This window comes from Frateuria sp. GZRe12 (assembly GCF_051900535.1).
Classification (GTDB): Bacteria; Pseudomonadota; Gammaproteobacteria; order Xanthomonadales; family Rhodanobacteraceae; genus Frateuria_A.
Genome location: NZ_JBHZGI010000001.1, coordinates 818511 through 835848, shown reverse-complemented (window position 1 = coordinate 835848; position 17338 = coordinate 818511). Strand labels below are relative to the sequence as shown.

Genomic DNA, 17338 nt, shown 5'->3' with positions numbered 1-17338 from the left:
TGTGAACGATCGGGCCCGACCGGACGCCGGCCGGGCACGGGCTGCAACGGGACGGCGGTGGCTTATTTCTCCAACGCCTTCACCGCATCGAGCGTTTCCTGCACGTGCTTGTTCGGCTTGAGGTTCGAATAGACGTGGGCGATCTTGCCCGAGGGCGCGATCACGTAAGAGGTGCGGTCCGACCAGCCGGGCCGCATCGTCAGCAGGGCGTCGTATTCCTTGGCGATCTTCGCGTCGGCGTCCGCGGCGACCGGGAACTTGCCGCTGCAATGTTCGGTTTCCTTCGAGAAGTCGGACAGCTGGTCGGTATTGCCGGCGGTCACGCCGATGACCGTGGCGTGCAGCGCCTTGAACTGGTCGATGGCCTGGGAGAACAGGTGGGCTTCGAGGTTGCAGCCGGAGGTATGCGCGGCAGGGAAGAAGTACACCACCACCGGACCTTTCTTCAGCGCATCGGCCAGGTTGAAGGTGAAGGCCTTGCCGGCGAGATAGGCCGGCGCGGTGAAGTCTGGCGCCTGCGTGCCTTCCTTGAGGGCGGCGAAAGCCGGCGAGGCCAATGTGGCGGTACCGACGAGGGCGAGCGCGGCGAGCTTGAGCGGGGACTTCATGGCGGGGCTCCTGGGGCGTCGTGGAAGCAACGTTTATACGCTACAAAGGCGGCAGCGGATGTCGTTCGGGGAAACGCGTTCTCGTCGTCGACGACGGCCCAACCATTTTCCGCATTCGTGGCACCAACGGGATCGGCTTGCGCGCGATGCCGCGGCATGCGCAGGATTTCGACAGGGGAACAGGGGGATTTCGATGAGACTGAACGCACCTTCCAGGGCGCCGCTGCTGCACTTCGTCGACATCTACGGCCGTCGCGTCGATATCGGCGGCTCGGGGCGGCGCACGCTGCTGTGCTTCTTCCGCGACGCGGCGTGCCCGTTCTGCAATTTCCGCATCTACGAGCTGACCAACCACCATCCGGCGCTCTCGTCGCTGGGGCTGGACATCGTGGCCGTGTTCACTTCCTCGCCCGAAGCCGTGCAGCGCTTCGTCGCGCGCAAGCCGCGGCCGTTCAGCGTGGTGGCGGACCCGAGCTCGCACGCGCACGAAACCTACGGGATCGAGCGCTCGCTGTGGCGCAAGCTCAAGGGCATCCTCACCCGCGTGCCGACGCTGATCAAAGGCCTGCGTATCGTCGGCCTGGCCGGCCTGAACACCACCAACCTGATGCCTGCCGATTTCCTGATCGACGAGGAAGGCAATATCGCCGAGGCGTACTACGGCGGCGACGCGGGTGACCGCATTCCGCTGGAGCGGGTGGAGCTGTTCCTGGCCCGCGGCATGCTCGCCAGGGCCGGAGTGAAGCCCGCGCAGGCCGCTGCGCATTCCTGAGGCGCCGGATTGGGCAAAGAAAAAGGCGGGCTTGTGCCCGCCTTTCTGTTTCCTGTGGCCAACGCCGAAGATCGCTGAGGGGCGGTGGTGCGGTTTTTCGCAAGCCTTGGCCACTCGCCCGAACCCTCTCCCCGGTGGGAAGAGGGGGCAGGTCGCGGCGTGCTACTTGTGCGGATCGAAGTCGACTGCAGCTTCCACCGCGGCCGCGGAGTCCACGATGCCCGCGCCGATGGAGTACTTGCCCTCCGGCCGGATCATCGGCGTGTAGGCGGTCTTCTGCAGCAGCTTGAGCACCTGCTTGGGCTTGAGCAGCGGCAGGCACAGCTCCTTGCGTGCGCTCTGCATCAGCGCGACCGTGCCGGTGACGTGCGGGGCGGCCTGCGAGGTGCCGGCGAAGCCGCCGTACGTGGTGCCCTCGGGCACCGGCGTGGTGTCGCCGTTGTTGAGCGCCTGCCAGATGAAGCCGTCGTAGGAGATCACGCCGGTGTTCGGGTCGTCATCCTGGTAGACGCCGCCGCCGGGCGCGGCGATCTCCACCGCATGGCCCCAGTTGGAGTAGAAGGCGCGCTGGCTGGTGATGCCCGTGGCTGCCACGGTGATCACGCCGGGGCAGCCGGCGGGCGTGTACTTGGCAGCGTCGTCGCCGCTGTTGCCGGCCGAGACCACCACCACCGCGCCGAGCGAGTTCGCCTTGGCCACGGCCTTGGCGGTCACGTCGCTGGGATTGCAGCGGCCTTCGCCACCCAGGCTCAGGTTGATCACCTGCGCCGGATGGCGGTTGCGCGGCACGCCGTCCACCTTGCCGCCGGCCGCCCAGACGATCGCGTCGGCGATGTCACTGGTGTAGCCGCCGCAGTGGCCGAGCACGCGCACCGGCAGCACCCTTGCGTGGAACGCGATGCCGGCCATGCCCTGCGCGTTGTCGGTGATTTCGGCGCCGGCCGTGCTGGCCACGTGGGTGCCGTGCCAGGAGCTTGCTTCCGGCGGATTGTTCTCGTTGGTGCAGGCCGACAGCCACGGTTCGGTGGTGGTCCAGTCGCCCAGGTCCCAGCCGCCCGGCACGCGGTCGTCGGTGGCGCGGCCGGAGACGAAGGCGTCGGTGATGAAGTCGTAGCCCTGGTCGGCCAGGCCGGTGTTGACGTCCACGTGGCGGGTGATGCCGGTATCCAGCACGGCGATGATGACGCCCTTGCCGTCGGACAGGTCCCAGGCGTCATTGACGCGCGTGCCGCCGTGGTTGGCGTCGCCGAAGTAGGTGATGGTGCCGTCGGGTGCCTTCAGGTCCCACTGGTAGAACGGGTAGTAGGTGTCGCTGGGAGTGAACGTGTTCGGCGCTAGGCTGGCCGGCGCCTGGATGTCGCGCACGCGGTGCAGCATCACGTCCGGCGCCACGAAGGCGACCGCCGGATCGGCCGCGATCTGGCGGATCAGGGTGGCCGCTTCGCTGGTGTCGAGCTTGCGCGAGGTGTGGACCAGGTCCGCGCCGGTGGCGAGCTTGCGCTGGTAAGCCGCCTGCACCCCCGCGCCGCGGCCGCCGGCCGCGGTGGCGCGGTCCAGGCCCGCCCGGCTGATCGCCGCGCCCACGTTCTGCAACAGCGCGGCATGGTTGCTGCGCTCGGTGCTGCCGTCGCGATACGTCACGATGAAACGGTCGTAGTGGCCGCCGGGCGCGAGGCTGCTGATGTCGAATCGTGTGCCGGACGGCCCCTGCGGCGTGGCCGCGTGGGCGGAGAGGGACAGGGCAAGGGCGATGGAGGCGCCCAGCAGCGCCTTGATCGCGTAACGATGTGTCATGCGGTGGTCCTCCGGTGGTGGGCGCCACACATGCGGCGCGTCAAGCGACGACAGCGCCGGATGGCGCCGTCTTGTCACGGGAAACCTGGTGCCGGAGAGCCCCCGCCCCCAGCCAAAGCACTGACCGCGGCCTCCCCGCGGGAAAACTGGCGTAGACACTAGGCAGACGGTTGTGGGGCTGTCGTGAAAGTGGCAGGCGCAGTCCGGGCGGCGATTAGCGGGCCAATCAGCGGCCCGAAAGCTCCAACCGCTGCGTCCCGCAAGGTGGGCTCGAGCTCTCCAGCCGCATTTGCCGAGAACGTGGCGAGGTAACGCCCACCTTACGGACGCTCCTGGATGGGAGCGAACTCTTCCAAAAATACTGTGGCAAGCAGCCGAACCCGGGCGTATCGTCCGCGCACGCACACCCATGTGTGCGTACTTGCGTAGACGCTCGTCGGCCTGATCGACGGCGGCGCCTGTCAGGGGGACGCGGTCACCTAACCGACTCACGGATTGACAGGAGACCGTCCATGAAAACTCGACTGCTCATCGCCCTCGCGGCGATGGCGTTTGCCACCTGTGCGATGGGGGCAACCCCCGTCACGCTGAAGTTGCAGAAAGGCACAACCACCGTGCCACACACCACCCCCGTGGGCGGCGCGCCGCTCACGAGCCTGGAGCAGGATCCGGCGATGACGGCGGGCGACGCCGATTCCGGTGATGGCGAGGACGACCTCGGGCAGGAGCCGGTGGTGAACCGCACCATAAGCCACGGTCATCGCAACAACGGCTTGAACGTCATGGGCAATGCGACACGCGCGAAGTCGCATCCGCAGCTGGCGGGCGGCTTCGAAGGGCTGAACTTCCACGACCAGCGCTACGCCAACAACGGCAACCAGTTCTCGGTCGAGCCGCCGGACCAGGGTCTGTGTGCCGGCAACGGCTTCGTCGTGGAAAGCGTGAACGACGTGCTGTCTATCTACGACCGCGCGGGCAACGAGCTGGTCGGACCGGTCGACCTGAACACGTTCTACGGCTACCCGGCCGCGATCAACCGCACCACCGGCGCCTACGGACCGGACATCACCGACCCGTCGTGCTACTACGACGCCGACACCCGCCGCTGGTTCCACGTCGTGCTGACGCTCGATCGCGTCGGTACCACCTCGGCGCTGTCGGGCACCAACCACCTGGACATCGCGGTCAGCCAGACGGCCGATCCGACCGGGGCCTGGACGGTCTACCAGTTGCCGGTGCAGAACAACGGCACTGACGGCACGCCGGACCACGGATGCACGGATGGCTTCTGCCTGGGCGACTATCCGCACATCGGCGCCGACGCCAACGCGATCTTCCTGACCACCAACGAGTTCTCGCTGTTCGGTCCGGGCTTCTACGGCGCGCAGATCTATGCCATCTCCAAGCGCGCGCTGGTGGCGGGTGATCCCTCGCCCAACGTGGTGCTGTTCAATGCCGGCGACCCGAGCGTGCCGGCCCCCGCGTTCACGGTGTGGCCGGCCATTTCCACCGGCGGGCAGTACGCCGGCGCGCATGGTGGCACGGAATACCTGCTGAGCTCCGACGCGGTGTTCTACGATGAAGGCACGTCGAACACGATCTGGCTTTGGTCGGTGTCCCACACCGGCGCGATCGACAGCGCGCCCATGTCGCTGACGCTGGACGTTTCTGCGGTGGGCGTGCAGACCTACGCGGTGCCCACCAGCCTCGCGCAACAGAAGCCCGGCGACGCACCGCTGCGCGACTGCTTCGCACTCACCGGCTGTGCGCCGACCTACCTCGGCTATCCCAACATCGTGTACTCGACGCCGCGTGCGCTCGCGGTCAACGACTCGCGCATGCAGCAGGTCAGCTTCGCCAACGGCAAGCTGTGGGGCACGCTCGACACCGACGTGCTGCTTGAGGGCGGCAACCATGGATCGGGCGTTGCGTACTTCGTGATCGATCCGAAGTCCGGCGGCGTGTTCGCCAACGGAACGCTGGCGCTGCCGGATGCCAACCTCACCTACGGCACCTCCGCGGTGACGCAGAGCGGTCGCGGCGTGATCGCGTTCACCGTGGTCGGCCCGAACGACTGGCCCAGCGCGGGCTATGCCAGCTTCGACGCCAAGCTCGGCGCCGGCGACGTGCACATCGCCGCCGCGGGTGCGGCGCCGTGGGATGGCTTCACCGGCATTCCCTACCTGGGTGGCGGCCGTCCTCGCTGGGGTGACTACGGCGCGGCGGCGGCCGAGGGCAACACGATCTGGACCGCCTCGGAATACATCGCGCATTCGTGCACGCTGGCCCAGTACCTGACCCCGCCGCTGTTCCAGTGCGGTGGCACGCGTGGTGCGCTCGGCAACTGGTCCACGCGCATCTCGCGGCTCCAGCTCTGAGATAGAACGCGGCCGGCGATGGACGCGGGAACCGTATCCATCGCCGGCCACGCCGTCCAGTTCAGTTCACTTCCTGCGCCGGTGTGCCGTTGGTCCTGAGCGCACGCACGGCCAGCTGCTGGCGGCCGTTGATCCCGGCGCGCTCGAAGATGTTGTGCAAGTGGGTCTTCACCGTGGTCGGGCTGATCCCCAGGTGTCGGCCGATTTCCTTGTTGCTCATGCCCTGCGCCACCCAGCGCACGATCTCGCGCTGGCGATCGGTGAGCGGTCCGATGCCCGGTGCGCGCGGCGGGTCCAGTTGCAGCAGGTGCCTGAAGTCGGACAGGGCCGCGGCCATCAGTGCGCGGGGAATCCAGGCATCGCCCGCATGGATGGCCAGGATCGCGCGGCGCCATGCCGGCAGAAGCGCGTGGCGGGGCAGGCAACCGTGCACGCCCAGCTTCACGGTGGCCAGAACTTCCGGTCGCGCCAGCGTATCGGCGTAGGCGAGGATGCGCGGCGCGGCGGGGCGGGCCAGCAGGTAGCCGAGCAGTCCGGGACTGGCGTGGGCCCAGCACGCTTCGATCACCACCACCGAAGGACGGTGGGTGGCGACCAGCATCGACAAGTGCTCCGGCGCGCCGCTGTCGCCAAGCACCCGCAGCTCGTCGAAGTGTTCGAAACCGGCGGCGAGTGCACGCCGATTGGCAGGGTCCGGGCCACCTAGCACGATGCTGATCACGCGGCCCTCCCATGGTCCCGCGCCTTGTCCCCGCGCGAAGGATCGATTCGGTGGCGTGAGTGGGATGTGTAACGGCGGGACCGTGCCGCCGGCTCCGCTTGTCCCTTCCGCCGGACGGGACGTGGGCGTACTCCGTTCGGAGTATTCAACCGGCGTGGCGTGCACTGCATGCTGCGCTCCCCCGCTGCGGCGGTCCCCGGGAGTACACGCTCATGAAGTCCAGGCTCATGAAGATCACCCGCTTGCTCGGGATGCCCTTGCTGGCCCTGCTGCTGACCCTGGTCGGCGCCGCGCCGGCATGGGCGACCACGGTCGTCACCTATACCGGTCAGGGCTTCAGCTTCGACGGCAACACGCACAATCTCCAGGACGAGCGCTGCGGTCTCACGGGGCAGGACGATGCCGACGATGGCGGTACCGGCCTGTTCGCCAACTGGAATGGAACGGGCCAGCCCTACCAGACCGGGCAGGGTTATCTGGTCTGGGTGCTCACCGCCAATGGCGCGGTGTCGGCCACGTTGACCCTGCCGGATCGCACCGTGCAAATGATCCAGGTCGGCGGCACCTTCAAGTACGCGAGCAAGTACTACCGCTACAGCAAACTGGTCGGCCTGCCGGTGACGGCCACGTACGAGGGCGAGGTCGCCCACGGCAACGTGCAGCTGGTCGTCAGCCACGGTTGCCAGCCGATGAAGACCCCGGGCGCTTGGTGCTCGCCGGGCTTCTGGAAGAACGCCTCGCAGGATGCCTGGAACCTGGTCGGCGTGGACAAGTACGCCGCGTTCAACGACACCGTCGTACCCAGCTTCTACATCACGCCCTCGGCCGCCCAGCCGACGCTGTGGCAGGTGCTCACCACGCCCGGCGGCAATACCTTCGGCTCGGCCAAGCCGCCGTACGGGCTGAATGCCTACAAGGCGACGGCCGCCTATCTCACCAGCCGCATTCCGGGCTACCACTTCGCTCCCAAGCAAGTGGGTAACGAATGCGCCTGCCCGATCGACAACCACGGCAATTACAAGGTCCCGCTGGACTGACCGCACTGCCTGGCGCACGCCCCCGGTCCATGGCCGGGGGCGTGCGCGTGATTGAAGTCGGCCCGCCGCCGCGTCGGGTTTGCTTTACCATCACGCGATGGATACGTTCTCTGCGCTAGCGCACAAGACACGCGGCAGCCTGGCCTGCGTCGGCATGGGCATGACCCTCGGCTCGCACCTGACGCCGCTGGCGCGCAGCCACATCGAGCAAGCCGACGTGGTGTTCGCGGGGCTATCCGACGGCATCGTCGAGAAATGGCTCGAGCGCATGCACCCCGACGTCCGCAGCCTTCAGCCGTATTACCGCGAAGGCAAGTCGCGACTGAAGACCTATCGCGAGTGGGTGGAATTGATGATGGTCGAAGTGCGCGCCGGCAAGCGGGTGTGCGGGGTTTTCTATGGACACCCTGGCATTTTTGCCTGGTCGCCGCATAAGGCGATCGAGGTGGCGCGCGTGGAGGGATTCGAAGCGCACATGGAGCCGGGTGTCTCCGCCGAGGACTGCCTGTATGCGGACCTGGGCATCGATCCGGGCCGTTTCGGTTGCCAGCATTTCGAGGCGAGCCAATTGCTTTTCTACGAACGGCGGATCGATCCCGCCGGTTATGTGGTGCTTTGGCAGGTCGCCCTGGTCGGCGATCGCTCGCTCGGGCGTTTTGCCACCGGCCCGGCATACCGCCAGTTGATGGTGGAATTGCTGCGGCGGGACTACCCCGCCGACCACGAGGTCATCATCTACCGCGCGGCCACCTTGCCGATCGAGAAGCCGAGGGTGCGGCGCGTCGCCCTTCAGGACCTCCCGCGAGCCGCGTTGAGCGCCGAGGAGACCGTGGTGCTGCCGCCGGCATTCGCGCTCAAGCCGAACCGGGAAATGCAGGCGCGATTGGCCGAGCTGGACGAGTTGGACACCGTGGCGAGAGTCGGATAATCCTAGCCAAAGCCCCGCGCCGCTCCCGGGGTTCAGGCGTACAGAGCCGGTTGCAGGCCCAGGGCTTTGATCACCGTTGACGAACAGGGGAAGAAACATGAAGGACACGATCGATCTGCTGGAGACCATTGGCGGCAACGCCTCGTTGCGTCATGCGCCCGCGGACGAGATGGCGCGCCTGCTCGAGCAGGGGCAGGCATCCCCGGCGCTGGTGGCAGCGGTGGCCTCCCGCGACCGTTCGATGCTGTCCGCGGAATTTGGGCAACAGCCCAATCTGTCGCCCCAGTCCGTCCAGATGCCTGCCCACGAAGAGCAACCTCTCGAAGAGGAACCGCTCGACGGTCCTGCACCCGCCCAGTCGTAATACGGGCCTTTCGCCGTGCCACGGCTGCCAAGCCGCACTATCTCCTGGTCCGCATGGGTGGGCTTGGCTTGGTGCCTGCTTGCGCAGGCGAATCCGGCGGTTGCGACGATCGCGGACCCTGGACAGTTCCTCGACCGGGCCGAAAGTCTGCGGACCAAGGACCATGCCGTCTTCGTGGAGATGTTGGCCCGGATCCATCGTGAAGCGCCGCGCTTGACCCCAGCCGAACAATGGCAGCTGCGATATCTCGACGCCTGGGAAACGATGTTCCAGGGCGACTACGCCAAATCGGAATCGCAGCTGCGCGATGTGGCCGATCACTCCGGTAACGAGCTCCTGGCCGCCAAGGCGTCGGGCCTGCTCGTGAACAACCTGACGCTCAGCCGTCGCTATGAGGATGCCTTCACCCTGGCCAACAGCCTTGCGGCCAGCTTTCCCCGCATCAAGGATCCAGAGGCCCGGTACTACCTGGCGTCAGACCTCTCCCAGACGCTCAACTTCGCCGGCGAGGTCGATCTGGCGATCCAGTACGCAAAGATGGCCGAGGACGCCGTGCCACCGGGCGAGAACCTGTGCCGTCCGTTCTCGCGGGAGGTCGCGGCGCTCTACAACGGCAAGCGACTGACCTCCGCCAGTCCGGTGGTGCAGCACGCCATCGATATCTGCGAAACCGCGCATGAGCCGGTCATGTCCAATTCCATTTGGCTCCTCCTGGCGAGCCTTTACCTGGAGGAGAATCAGCCGGCCAAGGCGCTGGCCCTGATCGATCGGCGTGGCCCCAGCGTTCGGGCCAATGACTATTTCCCGCACCTGCTGTCCTCGCAAGTGGAGCGGGCGCAGGCCTACGCCCAGCTGGGCCGCGATGGCGCGGCCAGGAAAGCCGCCCTTGCCGCCGTGGCGATGGTCCCGCCGGGCAACTTCAACGATTGGCTGGCCGATGCTTACGACGTGCTCTACAAGATCGAAAAGCGCGAGGGCAACACAGCGGCCGCGCTTGCGTATTACGAAAAGTACGTCGCCCAGAACACCGGATACCTCGACGAAGTCAGAGCCAGGACGCTGGCCTACGAATCGGCCAAGCAGCACATGCTTGCCCAGAAGCTGAAAACCGAGAGCCTGAGCAGGCAGAACAAGATCCTGCGGCTGCAGCAGGCACTGGCCACCAAGGCGGTCGAAACCAGCCGGCTCTACAACATCCTGTTGCTGGTGGCCATCGCCTCCATCGTCTTCTGGATGTTCCGCCTGAAGCGTTCCCAGCTGCGCTTCAAGAAGCTTTCGCGGCTGGACGGCCTGACCGGCATCCTCAACCACCAGCACTTCATGTGCAGGGCAGAGCATGCCCTGCAGCAGCTCGACAGGAAGGTGGGGCATGCCTGCCTGATCGTGCTGGACCTGGATCACTTCAAGCTCATCAACGACAACCACGGCCATGCGATGGGCGATACGGTGCTCAAGCGCGCTGTCGCCGCCTGCCAGCACCAGTTGCGCCCCATCGACCTGTTCGGCCGCCTGGGCGGCGAGGAGTTCGGCATCCTGCTGTACGAATGTTCGCGAGAGCAGGGCATGGAAATCGCCAACCGCATCCGCGCGGCGATCGTCGCGACGCCGGTGGTCAAGGACGGCTGCGACATCACGGTGTCGGCCAGCGTCGGACTGGCCTCGACCGCCACCTCCGGCTACGGCGTGCAGCGCCTGTGCAGGGAAGCCGACGCGGCGCTCTATCGCGCCAAGCGCGCGGGGCGCAATTGCGTGATGGGCGATGTCGAAGTGGCCAGCGCGCTGGCCCATTTCTGATCTTCGCGGCGTTGCGGCTTCGCCGTCGCTTCGGCGTGCAAGTCCGAAGCCCGCCGCCGTGAAGACTACCGGCGCGTTGCCAGCACCCCGTCCAGCGCCAGGTGCGCGGTGAAACCCGCCTTCTCCAGCCGCTTGGCCACTTCGCGCGGCACGTCGCGGCCGCTGGTGAGCTTGTTCGGGCTGCCGGTGTAGTGGAACAGGCGGCCGCCGCGGTGGAGTACGCGCGCCAGCTGGTCGTAGAAAGCCTGCGAATAGAGCTCTCCGGCGATGCCGAAGCGGGGCGGGTCATGCAGCAGCGCGTCTATCGAGGCATCGGCGACCTGCGCAATCGCGACGGACACGTCGGCATGGTTCAGGTGCAGACGGCCGCCGCTCGCGGGCGCGTCGGGGTCCGGCGACCAGGGGTTGATCGTGCGCAGCCAGAGCACGTCCGGGTTCTTTTCGAACGACTGGATGCGCGCCACGCCTGCCTCGAGGCAACAGGCGGCGAAGTAGCCCAGCCCGCCGCAGGTGTCGAGCACCACCTTGCCCCGCGGTTCCACGAGCGCCACCTTGCGGCGCGCGTCCTCGACCGGCGAATCCTTCGCGGTGGGCAGCATCTTGATGCCGTCGATCTCGAATGTCGGCGCGCCCCATTCGGTCGGCACCAGCTTGATCAGCGAACCGGAGAAGCGCGACACGGGCGCGAACGCCTCGCCGTCCCAGTAATAGATCGTGCGGTCCTTGAGCTTCGCCGGATACGGGTAATACGAGCCCTGCCACTGCCAGGCGTCCGGCTGCAACGGCACGGCCGTGACCGAGCGGCCCAGGTCCAGCGATCCGTTCCAGGTGCCAGCGCCGGCGTCGCGTGCAGCGACCAGCGCCTCGGCAACCGAACGGGTAAGCAGGGGACCGCTGTAATGCGACACGGGAAGCTTCCTGGCGCGGCGGCGCCGCGGCGTGGAGCGCGACCATAGCGAATCGGCGCCAAAGCGGCCATTCCCGCCTTCTCCAGGAACGCACCCGCCGCGACCGCCATGCCCCAATGCCACGCCTTGCCCCAACATCCGGTGGCTCACAGGTGCGCTCCCGCAGGTTCGGTTACAACGCATCGGCCGCGGCGTGCATCCAAGGCAGTCCAACCGGAGCCGACCCATGCCGACCCAGCGCACAAACGAAGACACCCGCATTCCCTGGCGCTGGCTGGTCGCGCTGGTGCCGCTGGTCATGCTGGTGCATGAGGCGCACGAGTTCGCACACACGCTGACCGGGCGGCTGGTATGCGGGCGCTGGGCCGAACGCGATTTCAACCGCTGGTCCATCCAGGCTTGCGACAGTTGGCTGCCCACAGCGGCCGGTCCGCTGTTCTCGTACCTGCTGATGGCGATCGGCGCGCCGCTCGCACTGCGGCGCGGGCGCGCCTGGCCGGGGCTGGCGCTGGTGTTCGCCGCCAATCCCCTCGCGCGCCTGGTGACCGTACTCAGCGGGCATGGTGACGAGATGCTGGTGGCCCGCACCTGGGCCGGCACGCAGGCCGATGCCGCCTGGGTGCATGTCGCGGCGGCGGCGGTCGTGTCCGGGTTCTGCGTGATCGTGCTGGCGGTGGCCTGGCGGGCCCTCGCCGGTGCGCAACGGCGGCCCGGGATTTTCCTGCTGGCGCTGGCGGCGGGGATCGCCATCACCGGTCCGCTGCTGCCGCTGCTCAACCGGTTGCTGGAAGCCGGTATCCTGGCTGGGACGGTGGCTGGAGCGCCGTGGCTGGTGCACCTGGTGACGCTGGCCAGCGCGGCCGGCGTGCTGCTGGGAATGCGCTGGCTGGCACGCCCCACGCGCCCGTGACACTGCCGCTCCCTTGCGACGGATGGCGTCGGGTCCTCGTCAGCCGCCGAGCTTGTCGAACACCTTGCCCAGGCTCTGCCTGACCTCGTCGATGCCGGCCCACGGGTCCTTGCGCAGGCGCTTGAGCCGGGCAGGCAGGGTGCGGATGTCGAACTGCGCGCCGCTTTTGATCTTGCCCAGTTCTTCCCAGCGCAGCGGCACCGCCACCGGCGCGCCGGGACGACCGCGCAGCGAGTAGGAGGCCACCGCGGTCGCACCGCGGCCGTTGCGCAGGTAGTCGACGAAGATCTTCTGGTTGCGTATCGACTTGGTACTGACCGCGACGAACTCCAGCGGATGGATGCCCGCCAGCGCGCCTGCGAAACCCTGCGCGAACTGCTTGACCGTGCCCCAGTCCGACGGCGGATTGAGCGGCACCACCACGTGCAGACCCTTGCCGCCGGTGGTACGCAGGAACGATTCGAGCTCAAGGTCGGCGAGCAGCTTGCGTACCAGGCGCGCGGCGGTGACTACGCGCTCCCAGGCCACGTCCGGGCCGGGGTCCAGGTCGAACACCACGCGGTCGGCCAGGTCCGGCGTCTGTACCTTGGAACCCCAGGGATGGAACTCCAGCGTGCCGTACTGCACCAGTTCCATCACCGAATCGGCTGACTGCGGATAGAGGTAGACAGCGGCGGCGCCGGTTTCCTCCTTCAGTTTCACGCTGCCCACGTGTTTGAGGCCACCGGAAGGAATGTGCTTCTGGAAGAACGCGGGTTTCTCGATGCCATCCGGGAAGCGGATGACCGAGGTGGGTCGGTCGATCACGCCGGGCAGGAACCAGTCCATCACCGTGCGGTAGTAGTCCGCCACGTCCTGCTTGGTGTAGCCGTCGGCCGGATAGACCACGCGCTCGGGATGGGTGATGGTGATGCCCGCCGACTTGGGCGCCGACGGCGCGCGCGTGGAGGATTTGCGCCGGGTCGCGGCTGGCTTGGTGGCCGGCGCCGCACGGTCGCTGTCGTGCAGGTCCGCCGGCGTCTTGTCCGCGCGCATGGTCTTGAGGCTCGGCTGGCGCAGCAGGCCCTGGTTGCCGATGCCGCGGTAGTTCACTTCCGCCACCGCGGTGGGCTCGATCCACTTCACGCCGCGCGGGGCGTCTTCGGGATTGCGCACGGTCGGCTTGCTGCCTCCGCCGGTGGCCAGCGTGCGGCTGAGGTCCAGCAACTGCTTGTGGCTGAAGCCGCTGCCGACCTGGCCCATGAAATGCCAGCCGCCCTCCGGTGCCGGCTTCGCCAGCAGCAGTGCGCCGAAGCCCTGGCGTCCGCCCTTGGGTGCGGTGTAGCCGACCACCGCGAATTCGTCCGATTCCACGCGTTTGATCTTCAGCCAGTCGTCGCCGCGGCCAGCGCGGTAGTGCGATTCCACGCGCTTGCTGAGGATGCCTTCGAGCTTCTGCTCGCTGGCCATGGCGAACACCTGGTCGCCGTTGCCCACCACGTGGCTGCTGTAGGAAAGGTGCGTGGGCGGATCCTCGAGCAAGGCTTCCAGGATCGCCTTGCGCGCGTGCAGCGGCGTGCGGGAGAGGTCGTAGCCTTCCAGGTACGGCACGTCGAACAGCATGTAGGCGAGCGGTGCGCTGGCCTCGCCGGAGAGCGTTTTCTGCAGCGCGTTGAAATCGGCCTGGCCGTCCGCGTTCAGGGCGATCAGTTCGCCGTCGAAGCGGGCCGAATCCACGCCCAGCGATTCGATCGCCTGGCGGATGTCGGGGATCCTGTCCGTCCAGGACAGCCCGTTGCGCGACCACAACTGGACCTCGCCCTTGACCACCGTGGCGAGGATGCGATAGCCGTCCCACTTCACCTCGTGCAGCCACTGCTCGCCGAGCGGCGGGTTCTCGCGAAGGATGGCCAGCTCCGGCTTGAAGAAATCGGTGCTGGCCTTGGCCTTCTTCGCGCCCTCCGCGCCAGCGGCCAGCTTGCCGGCCTTGCTGGCCGGGTGACCGGCGACCGGGACCTTCTTGCGCTTGCGCGTGTCCAGCGTTGCGGCCACTTCCTTCGCGCCGCCGGAACGGCCAGCGGCGGCCCGGGTGCTGGCGATCATGCGCGCGTCGAGCAGGTCGTCGGCTTCCACGTCGCTGGCGTAGGCGTCCTTGTCGTGCATCAGGAACCACTGCGGTTGCTTTGCCGGCTTGCCGCTGCGCACCAGGTGCCAGCTGCCCTTCAGCCGCGTGCCGAACAGTTCGAAGCGCAGGTGGCCTTTCTCCAGTTGCGCCTCCGGGTCGTACTGCGTCGACCACACGCCGCTGTCGAAGGTGTCGACGTGGCCACCACCGTACGCGCCCTCGGGAATGTCACCCTGGAACTTGGCGTAGGAGATCGGGTGGTCTTCCACCTCCACGGCGAGGCGCTTGACGTTGGGGTCGTAGCTCGGTCCCTTGGGGCAGGCCCAGGATTTGAGCGTGTCGCCGACCTGTAGCCGGAAGTCGTAATGCCTCCGGCTGGCGTGATGCAACTGCACGACGAAGATCGGTCGCCCGCCCTGCGCCGCCGAACCCTCCGACCGGGGCTCGGGCGTGGTGTCGAAGCGACGCTTGCGATCGTATTCCCTGAGGCTCAACCGATGGCTCCGCGACGGTGGTCCGGATTCGTTGTGGCACCGGCGTCGTGAATCCCGGGTGGAGCGCAGTACCGATGCCACGCCTCCGACGCTCGTGCATGCAGGAGAGCCACTCGCGGGCGATGTTCCTGCTTTGGTGAAGCTCCGCCACAAGTGGAGCGCGTCTGTACTACCAACGGCACTTATCAGGCGGCGGCAACGGAAGGCAAAGTTGCGCGACCTGAATCGACGGAATATGTCATGCGCCTATTGTTCGCCGCCGCGCTTCTTGCCGGCCTGATCGCTCCGTCATCGCACGCGCGAGCCTCGGAGGCACGCCACGACGATGTGATCAACGGCGTCCGGCTCGCCTACTGGACCTCGCGGCCGATCCGGTCGACGGACGAGCCGGTGCTGTTCCTGCACGGTGGGCCGGGCTACAACTCCTACAGCTTCCGCATGACGGCCGGCAAGGCGCTCGATGCGCGTTATCCGATGGTCTACCTGGACGAACGCGGCAGCGGCGAGAGCGAGCGGCCGTGGCGGGGCGACTATGCGCTGGCGACGCTGGTCGAGGACATCGAGGGACTGCGGCATCAGCTGGGCGTCGAGCGGATGGTGGTGGCTGGGCACAGCTTCGGCGGCACGCTGGCGGTGGAGTACGCGCAGAGGTATCCCGATCACGTGGCGCGGCTGATCCTGATTGATGCCGCGGTGGATCTGCCGGGTGCGATGGAAGGCTGGATGCAGACGCTGGCCACGCAGTTTCCTGAAGCCTACGCAGCGGCCGAGCATTCCGATGCCGGCAAGGCGCTGCGTGCCGTCCCACCGGGCGATGCCTGCGCGCTGGCCCGCGCGCGCATGGCTTTCGTCGGGGCCGGGACGGCCATGCTGCCGGACGGACACGTGTTCCACGATCGCCAGCAGTTCCACGTGGTGGCCGCCAGGCGGGAACAGGAGCGGCTGGATGCACAGAGCGGCCTGCGCAACACCGGCGAAATCGGCGCAGCGCTGATGGCGCCCGAATCGAACTTCATCTGCTACTCGGTGCGCCATCCGGAGCGGCTGCGCATGCCCACGCTGGTGATGGTAGGCGCGCACGACCGGGCGGTCGGGGTGGCGCCGCAACGTGCGCTGGCGCGGCGTCTGCCACAGGCAACGCTGGTAGTTTTCCCCGGCAGTGCGCACTTCCCCTACCAGGAGGAGCCAGCGGCGTTCCTCCAGGCCATGGATACGTTCATGCAGCACCGCTGACCGGCGTAGCGGGCAGACGCGGATTTGCTTCGACGGGAGCGAAGCCACAGACTCGCGGGCCTTGCCTTGTCAGCCACCGCAAGTCCGTTCACAGCGGAAGCCGAAGCGGATGGTGGGCGCAGACCGATCGAACCATGCGGCACATCGTCGTTCATTACCATCTCTTCAAGAACGCAGGTACCACGCTGGACGCGGTACTGAAACAGCACTTCGGCGAAGCATGCGGCGCTATCGAGGGCGCCCATCCGTGGGAAACGCTCGCGCCGGACGATGTCGCCGGCTATGCGGTGGCCAACCCGGGCGTGCGGGCGATTTCGAGCCATCAGGCCCGCCTTCCCCTTCCGGAGGCGCAAGGGGTCGTCTTCCATCCGGTTGTCTTTCTCCGGCACCCGATCGACCGCGTGGGTTCGGTCTTCGAATTCGAGCGGCGCCAGCCACCGCAGAGCCCGAGCCTGGGCGCGCGCATCGCCAGGGAACAGGATTTTGCCGCGTATGTCCGGTGGCGCCTCACGCCGGGCAACGGCGCGGTGATCCGCAACTTCCAGACCACCCACCTGAGTGCGCGCGAGCGCGACATGCGCACGGCGCAGGCTACTCCGTCCGACCTGGCGCAGGCCCGCGACCGCCTGGCTGCGCTGCCGTTTTTCGGGTTGGTGGAGCGGTTCGAGCGATCGCTGGAGAAGATGCGCGACTGTCTTTCGCCCCACGTCGGTGACTTGTCGACCCGCCATACGGTGGCCAACAGCAGTGAAGGCAGGAAGGCTACGCTGGACGAGCGGTTGCGCGACATCGAGAGGGAACTCGGCAGTGGGCTTTATGCCCGGCTGCAGGAAGAAAACGCCCTGGACCTCGATCTCTACCGGCACGCCTCGCGGCTGTTCTGCGACGGGGAGCCCGCCACCGCGTCAGCGGATGCGTTTCTTTCCGTCCGGTAGCGGCCGCGGCGGCGGCGCACCCGGGTGGCCGGCCTCCCGTACCGAGAAGGATGCCTTGCGGTAAGTGGCCGAGCCTTCGCTCTTCGGAGCCGGGCGTTCGCCGCCGTAGATGTCATGCAGGTCGGCGACGGAAACGGGTCGTTGCTTGTGCGGCATAGGGCGCTCCTTGCAGCGGTAACGGAAAGGCCGCACGCATGCGGAAGACGGGCAACCATTCGGCAGGCGACCCGTGAAGGCATCGTTCCCGACCATGCGCTTGTTCGCGTTAGAAACAAGTAATCCATCCACGCCGTGGCGAGGCGGTCGCACCCGAGCGAGGCCAAGGACATCGAGGACCGGCGGCAGCCCCACGCGGCTC

At 67.4% G+C, this 17338-nt stretch carries 15 protein-coding genes; 9 read left to right on the top strand and 6 right to left on the bottom strand.

Translation table 11 applies throughout. From position 1 onward, the window contains the following. Positions 1 to 62: 62 nt before the first annotated feature. On the bottom strand, positions 63 to 608 hold the full coding sequence (locus ACFWZ4_RS03785) for a peroxiredoxin (RefSeq protein WP_439703384.1): 546 nt from the start codon (positions 606 to 608) through the stop codon (positions 63 to 65). A 193-nt stretch (positions 609 to 801) separates the two neighbouring features. Here ACFWZ4_RS03785 and ACFWZ4_RS03780 point away from each other — a divergent pair, with 193 nt between their 5' ends. Beyond that, the gene (locus tag ACFWZ4_RS03780; RefSeq protein ID WP_439703383.1) at positions 802 to 1380 is read left to right on the top strand and encodes a redoxin domain-containing protein; all 579 of its coding nucleotides are present in this window, start codon (positions 802 to 804) and stop codon (positions 1378 to 1380) included. A 162-nt stretch (positions 1381 to 1542) separates the two neighbouring features. Here the strand turns inward: ACFWZ4_RS03780 and ACFWZ4_RS03775 are convergent, their stop codons facing one another. Further along, positions 1543 to 3174, bottom strand: coding sequence for a S8 family peptidase (locus ACFWZ4_RS03775; RefSeq protein WP_439703382.1), 1632 nt, complete (start codon positions 3172 to 3174; stop codon positions 1543 to 1545). 512 nt (positions 3175 to 3686) lie between these two features. Between ACFWZ4_RS03775 and ACFWZ4_RS03770 the strand changes: the two genes are divergently transcribed. Continuing rightward, positions 3687 to 5552: a hypothetical protein gene (locus ACFWZ4_RS03770; protein WP_439703381.1), complete on the top strand. Its 1866-nt coding sequence runs from the start codon at positions 3687 to 3689 to the stop codon at positions 5550 to 5552. A gap of 61 nt (positions 5553 to 5613) precedes the next feature. Here the strand turns inward: ACFWZ4_RS03770 and ACFWZ4_RS03765 are convergent, their stop codons facing one another. After that, the gene (locus ACFWZ4_RS03765) at positions 5614 to 6273 is read right to left on the bottom strand and encodes a helix-turn-helix transcriptional regulator (RefSeq protein WP_439703380.1); all 660 of its coding nucleotides are present in this window, start codon (positions 6271 to 6273) and stop codon (positions 5614 to 5616) included. A gap of 227 nt (positions 6274 to 6500) precedes the next feature. Here ACFWZ4_RS03765 and ACFWZ4_RS03760 point away from each other — a divergent pair, with 227 nt between their 5' ends. From ACFWZ4_RS03760 to ACFWZ4_RS03745, 4 genes are all read left to right on the top strand, one after another. Further along, positions 6501 to 7310, top strand: a complete 810-nt coding sequence (locus tag ACFWZ4_RS03760) for a hypothetical protein (RefSeq protein WP_439703379.1) — start codon at positions 6501 to 6503, stop codon at positions 7308 to 7310. 97 nt (positions 7311 to 7407) lie between these two features. Continuing rightward, entirely contained in the window at positions 7408 to 8238 is an 831-nt protein-coding gene (locus tag ACFWZ4_RS03755; protein WP_439703378.1) for an SAM-dependent methyltransferase, read from the top strand. A gap of 97 nt (positions 8239 to 8335) precedes the next feature. Next, positions 8336 to 8602, top strand: coding sequence for a hypothetical protein (locus tag ACFWZ4_RS03750; protein WP_439703377.1), 267 nt, complete (start codon positions 8336 to 8338; stop codon positions 8600 to 8602). Between the two features lie 213 nt (positions 8603 to 8815). Further along, on the top strand, positions 8816 to 10396 hold the full coding sequence (locus ACFWZ4_RS03745) for a tetratricopeptide repeat-containing diguanylate cyclase (protein WP_439703376.1): 1581 nt from the start codon (positions 8816 to 8818) through the stop codon (positions 10394 to 10396). A gap of 65 nt (positions 10397 to 10461) precedes the next feature. Here ACFWZ4_RS03745 and ACFWZ4_RS03740 read toward each other — a convergent pair whose 3' ends face one another. Further along, complete coding sequence (locus tag ACFWZ4_RS03740; RefSeq protein WP_439703375.1) at positions 10462 to 11304, bottom strand: class I SAM-dependent methyltransferase; 843 nt, start codon at positions 11302 to 11304, stop codon at positions 10462 to 10464. Between the two features lie 226 nt (positions 11305 to 11530). Here ACFWZ4_RS03740 and ACFWZ4_RS03735 point away from each other — a divergent pair, with 226 nt between their 5' ends. Further along, the gene (locus ACFWZ4_RS03735; RefSeq protein WP_439703374.1) at positions 11531 to 12214 is read left to right on the top strand and encodes a hypothetical protein; all 684 of its coding nucleotides are present in this window, start codon (positions 11531 to 11533) and stop codon (positions 12212 to 12214) included. 39 nt (positions 12215 to 12253) lie between these two features. Here the strand turns inward: ACFWZ4_RS03735 and ligD are convergent, their stop codons facing one another. Beyond that, on the bottom strand, positions 12254 to 14812 hold the full coding sequence (gene ligD / locus ACFWZ4_RS03730) for a DNA ligase D (RefSeq protein WP_439703373.1): 2559 nt from the start codon (positions 14810 to 14812) through the stop codon (positions 12254 to 12256). Between the two features lie 240 nt (positions 14813 to 15052). Between ligD and ACFWZ4_RS03725 the strand changes: the two genes are divergently transcribed. Both ACFWZ4_RS03725 and ACFWZ4_RS03720 read left to right on the top strand, forming a co-directional pair. Then, a complete protein-coding gene (locus tag ACFWZ4_RS03725) occupies positions 15053 to 16045 on the top strand; it encodes an alpha/beta fold hydrolase (RefSeq protein ID WP_439703372.1) in 993 nt (330 codons plus the stop codon). A 134-nt stretch (positions 16046 to 16179) separates the two neighbouring features. Continuing rightward, positions 16180 to 16980, top strand: a complete 801-nt coding sequence (locus ACFWZ4_RS03720; RefSeq protein WP_439703371.1) for a hypothetical protein — start codon at positions 16180 to 16182, stop codon at positions 16978 to 16980. Here the strand turns inward: ACFWZ4_RS03720 and ACFWZ4_RS03715 are convergent. After that, positions 16951 to 17136, bottom strand: a complete 186-nt coding sequence (locus ACFWZ4_RS03715; RefSeq protein WP_439703370.1) for a hypothetical protein — start codon at positions 17134 to 17136, stop codon at positions 16951 to 16953. The two genes, ACFWZ4_RS03720 and ACFWZ4_RS03715, sit on opposite strands and share 30 nt — an antisense overlap. Positions 17137 to 17338: the final 202 nt, after the last annotated feature.

Excerpts from the sequence above, each read along its gene's own strand:
- ACFWZ4_RS03760 (WP_439703379.1), top strand. The coding sequence starts at position 6,501 with ATGAAGATCACCCGCTTGCTCGGGATGCCCTTGCTGGCCCTGCTGCTG.
- ACFWZ4_RS03715 (WP_439703370.1), bottom strand. The coding sequence starts at position 17,136 with ATGCCGCACAAGCAACGACCCGTTTCCGTCGCCGACCTGCATGACATC.
- ACFWZ4_RS03725 (WP_439703372.1), top strand. The coding sequence starts at position 15,053 with ATGCGCCTATTGTTCGCCGCCGCGCTTCTTGCCGGCCTGATCGCTCCG.
- ACFWZ4_RS03750 (WP_439703377.1), top strand. The coding sequence starts at position 8,336 with ATGAAGGACACGATCGATCTGCTGGAGACCATTGGCGGCAACGCCTCG.
- ACFWZ4_RS03735 (WP_439703374.1), top strand. The coding sequence starts at position 11,531 with ATGCCGACCCAGCGCACAAACGAAGACACCCGCATTCCCTGGCGCTGG.
- ACFWZ4_RS03770 (WP_439703381.1), top strand. The coding sequence starts at position 3,687 with ATGAAAACTCGACTGCTCATCGCCCTCGCGGCGATGGCGTTTGCCACC.
- ACFWZ4_RS03780 (WP_439703383.1), top strand. The coding sequence starts at position 802 with ATGAGACTGAACGCACCTTCCAGGGCGCCGCTGCTGCACTTCGTCGAC.
- ACFWZ4_RS03720 (WP_439703371.1), top strand. The coding sequence starts at position 16,180 with ATGCGGCACATCGTCGTTCATTACCATCTCTTCAAGAACGCAGGTACC.
- ACFWZ4_RS03785 (WP_439703384.1), bottom strand. The coding sequence starts at position 608 with ATGAAGTCCCCGCTCAAGCTCGCCGCGCTCGCCCTCGTCGGTACCGCC.
- ACFWZ4_RS03775 (WP_439703382.1), bottom strand. The coding sequence starts at position 3,174 with ATGACACATCGTTACGCGATCAAGGCGCTGCTGGGCGCCTCCATCGCC.
- ACFWZ4_RS03755 (WP_439703378.1), top strand. The coding sequence starts at position 7,408 with ATGGATACGTTCTCTGCGCTAGCGCACAAGACACGCGGCAGCCTGGCC.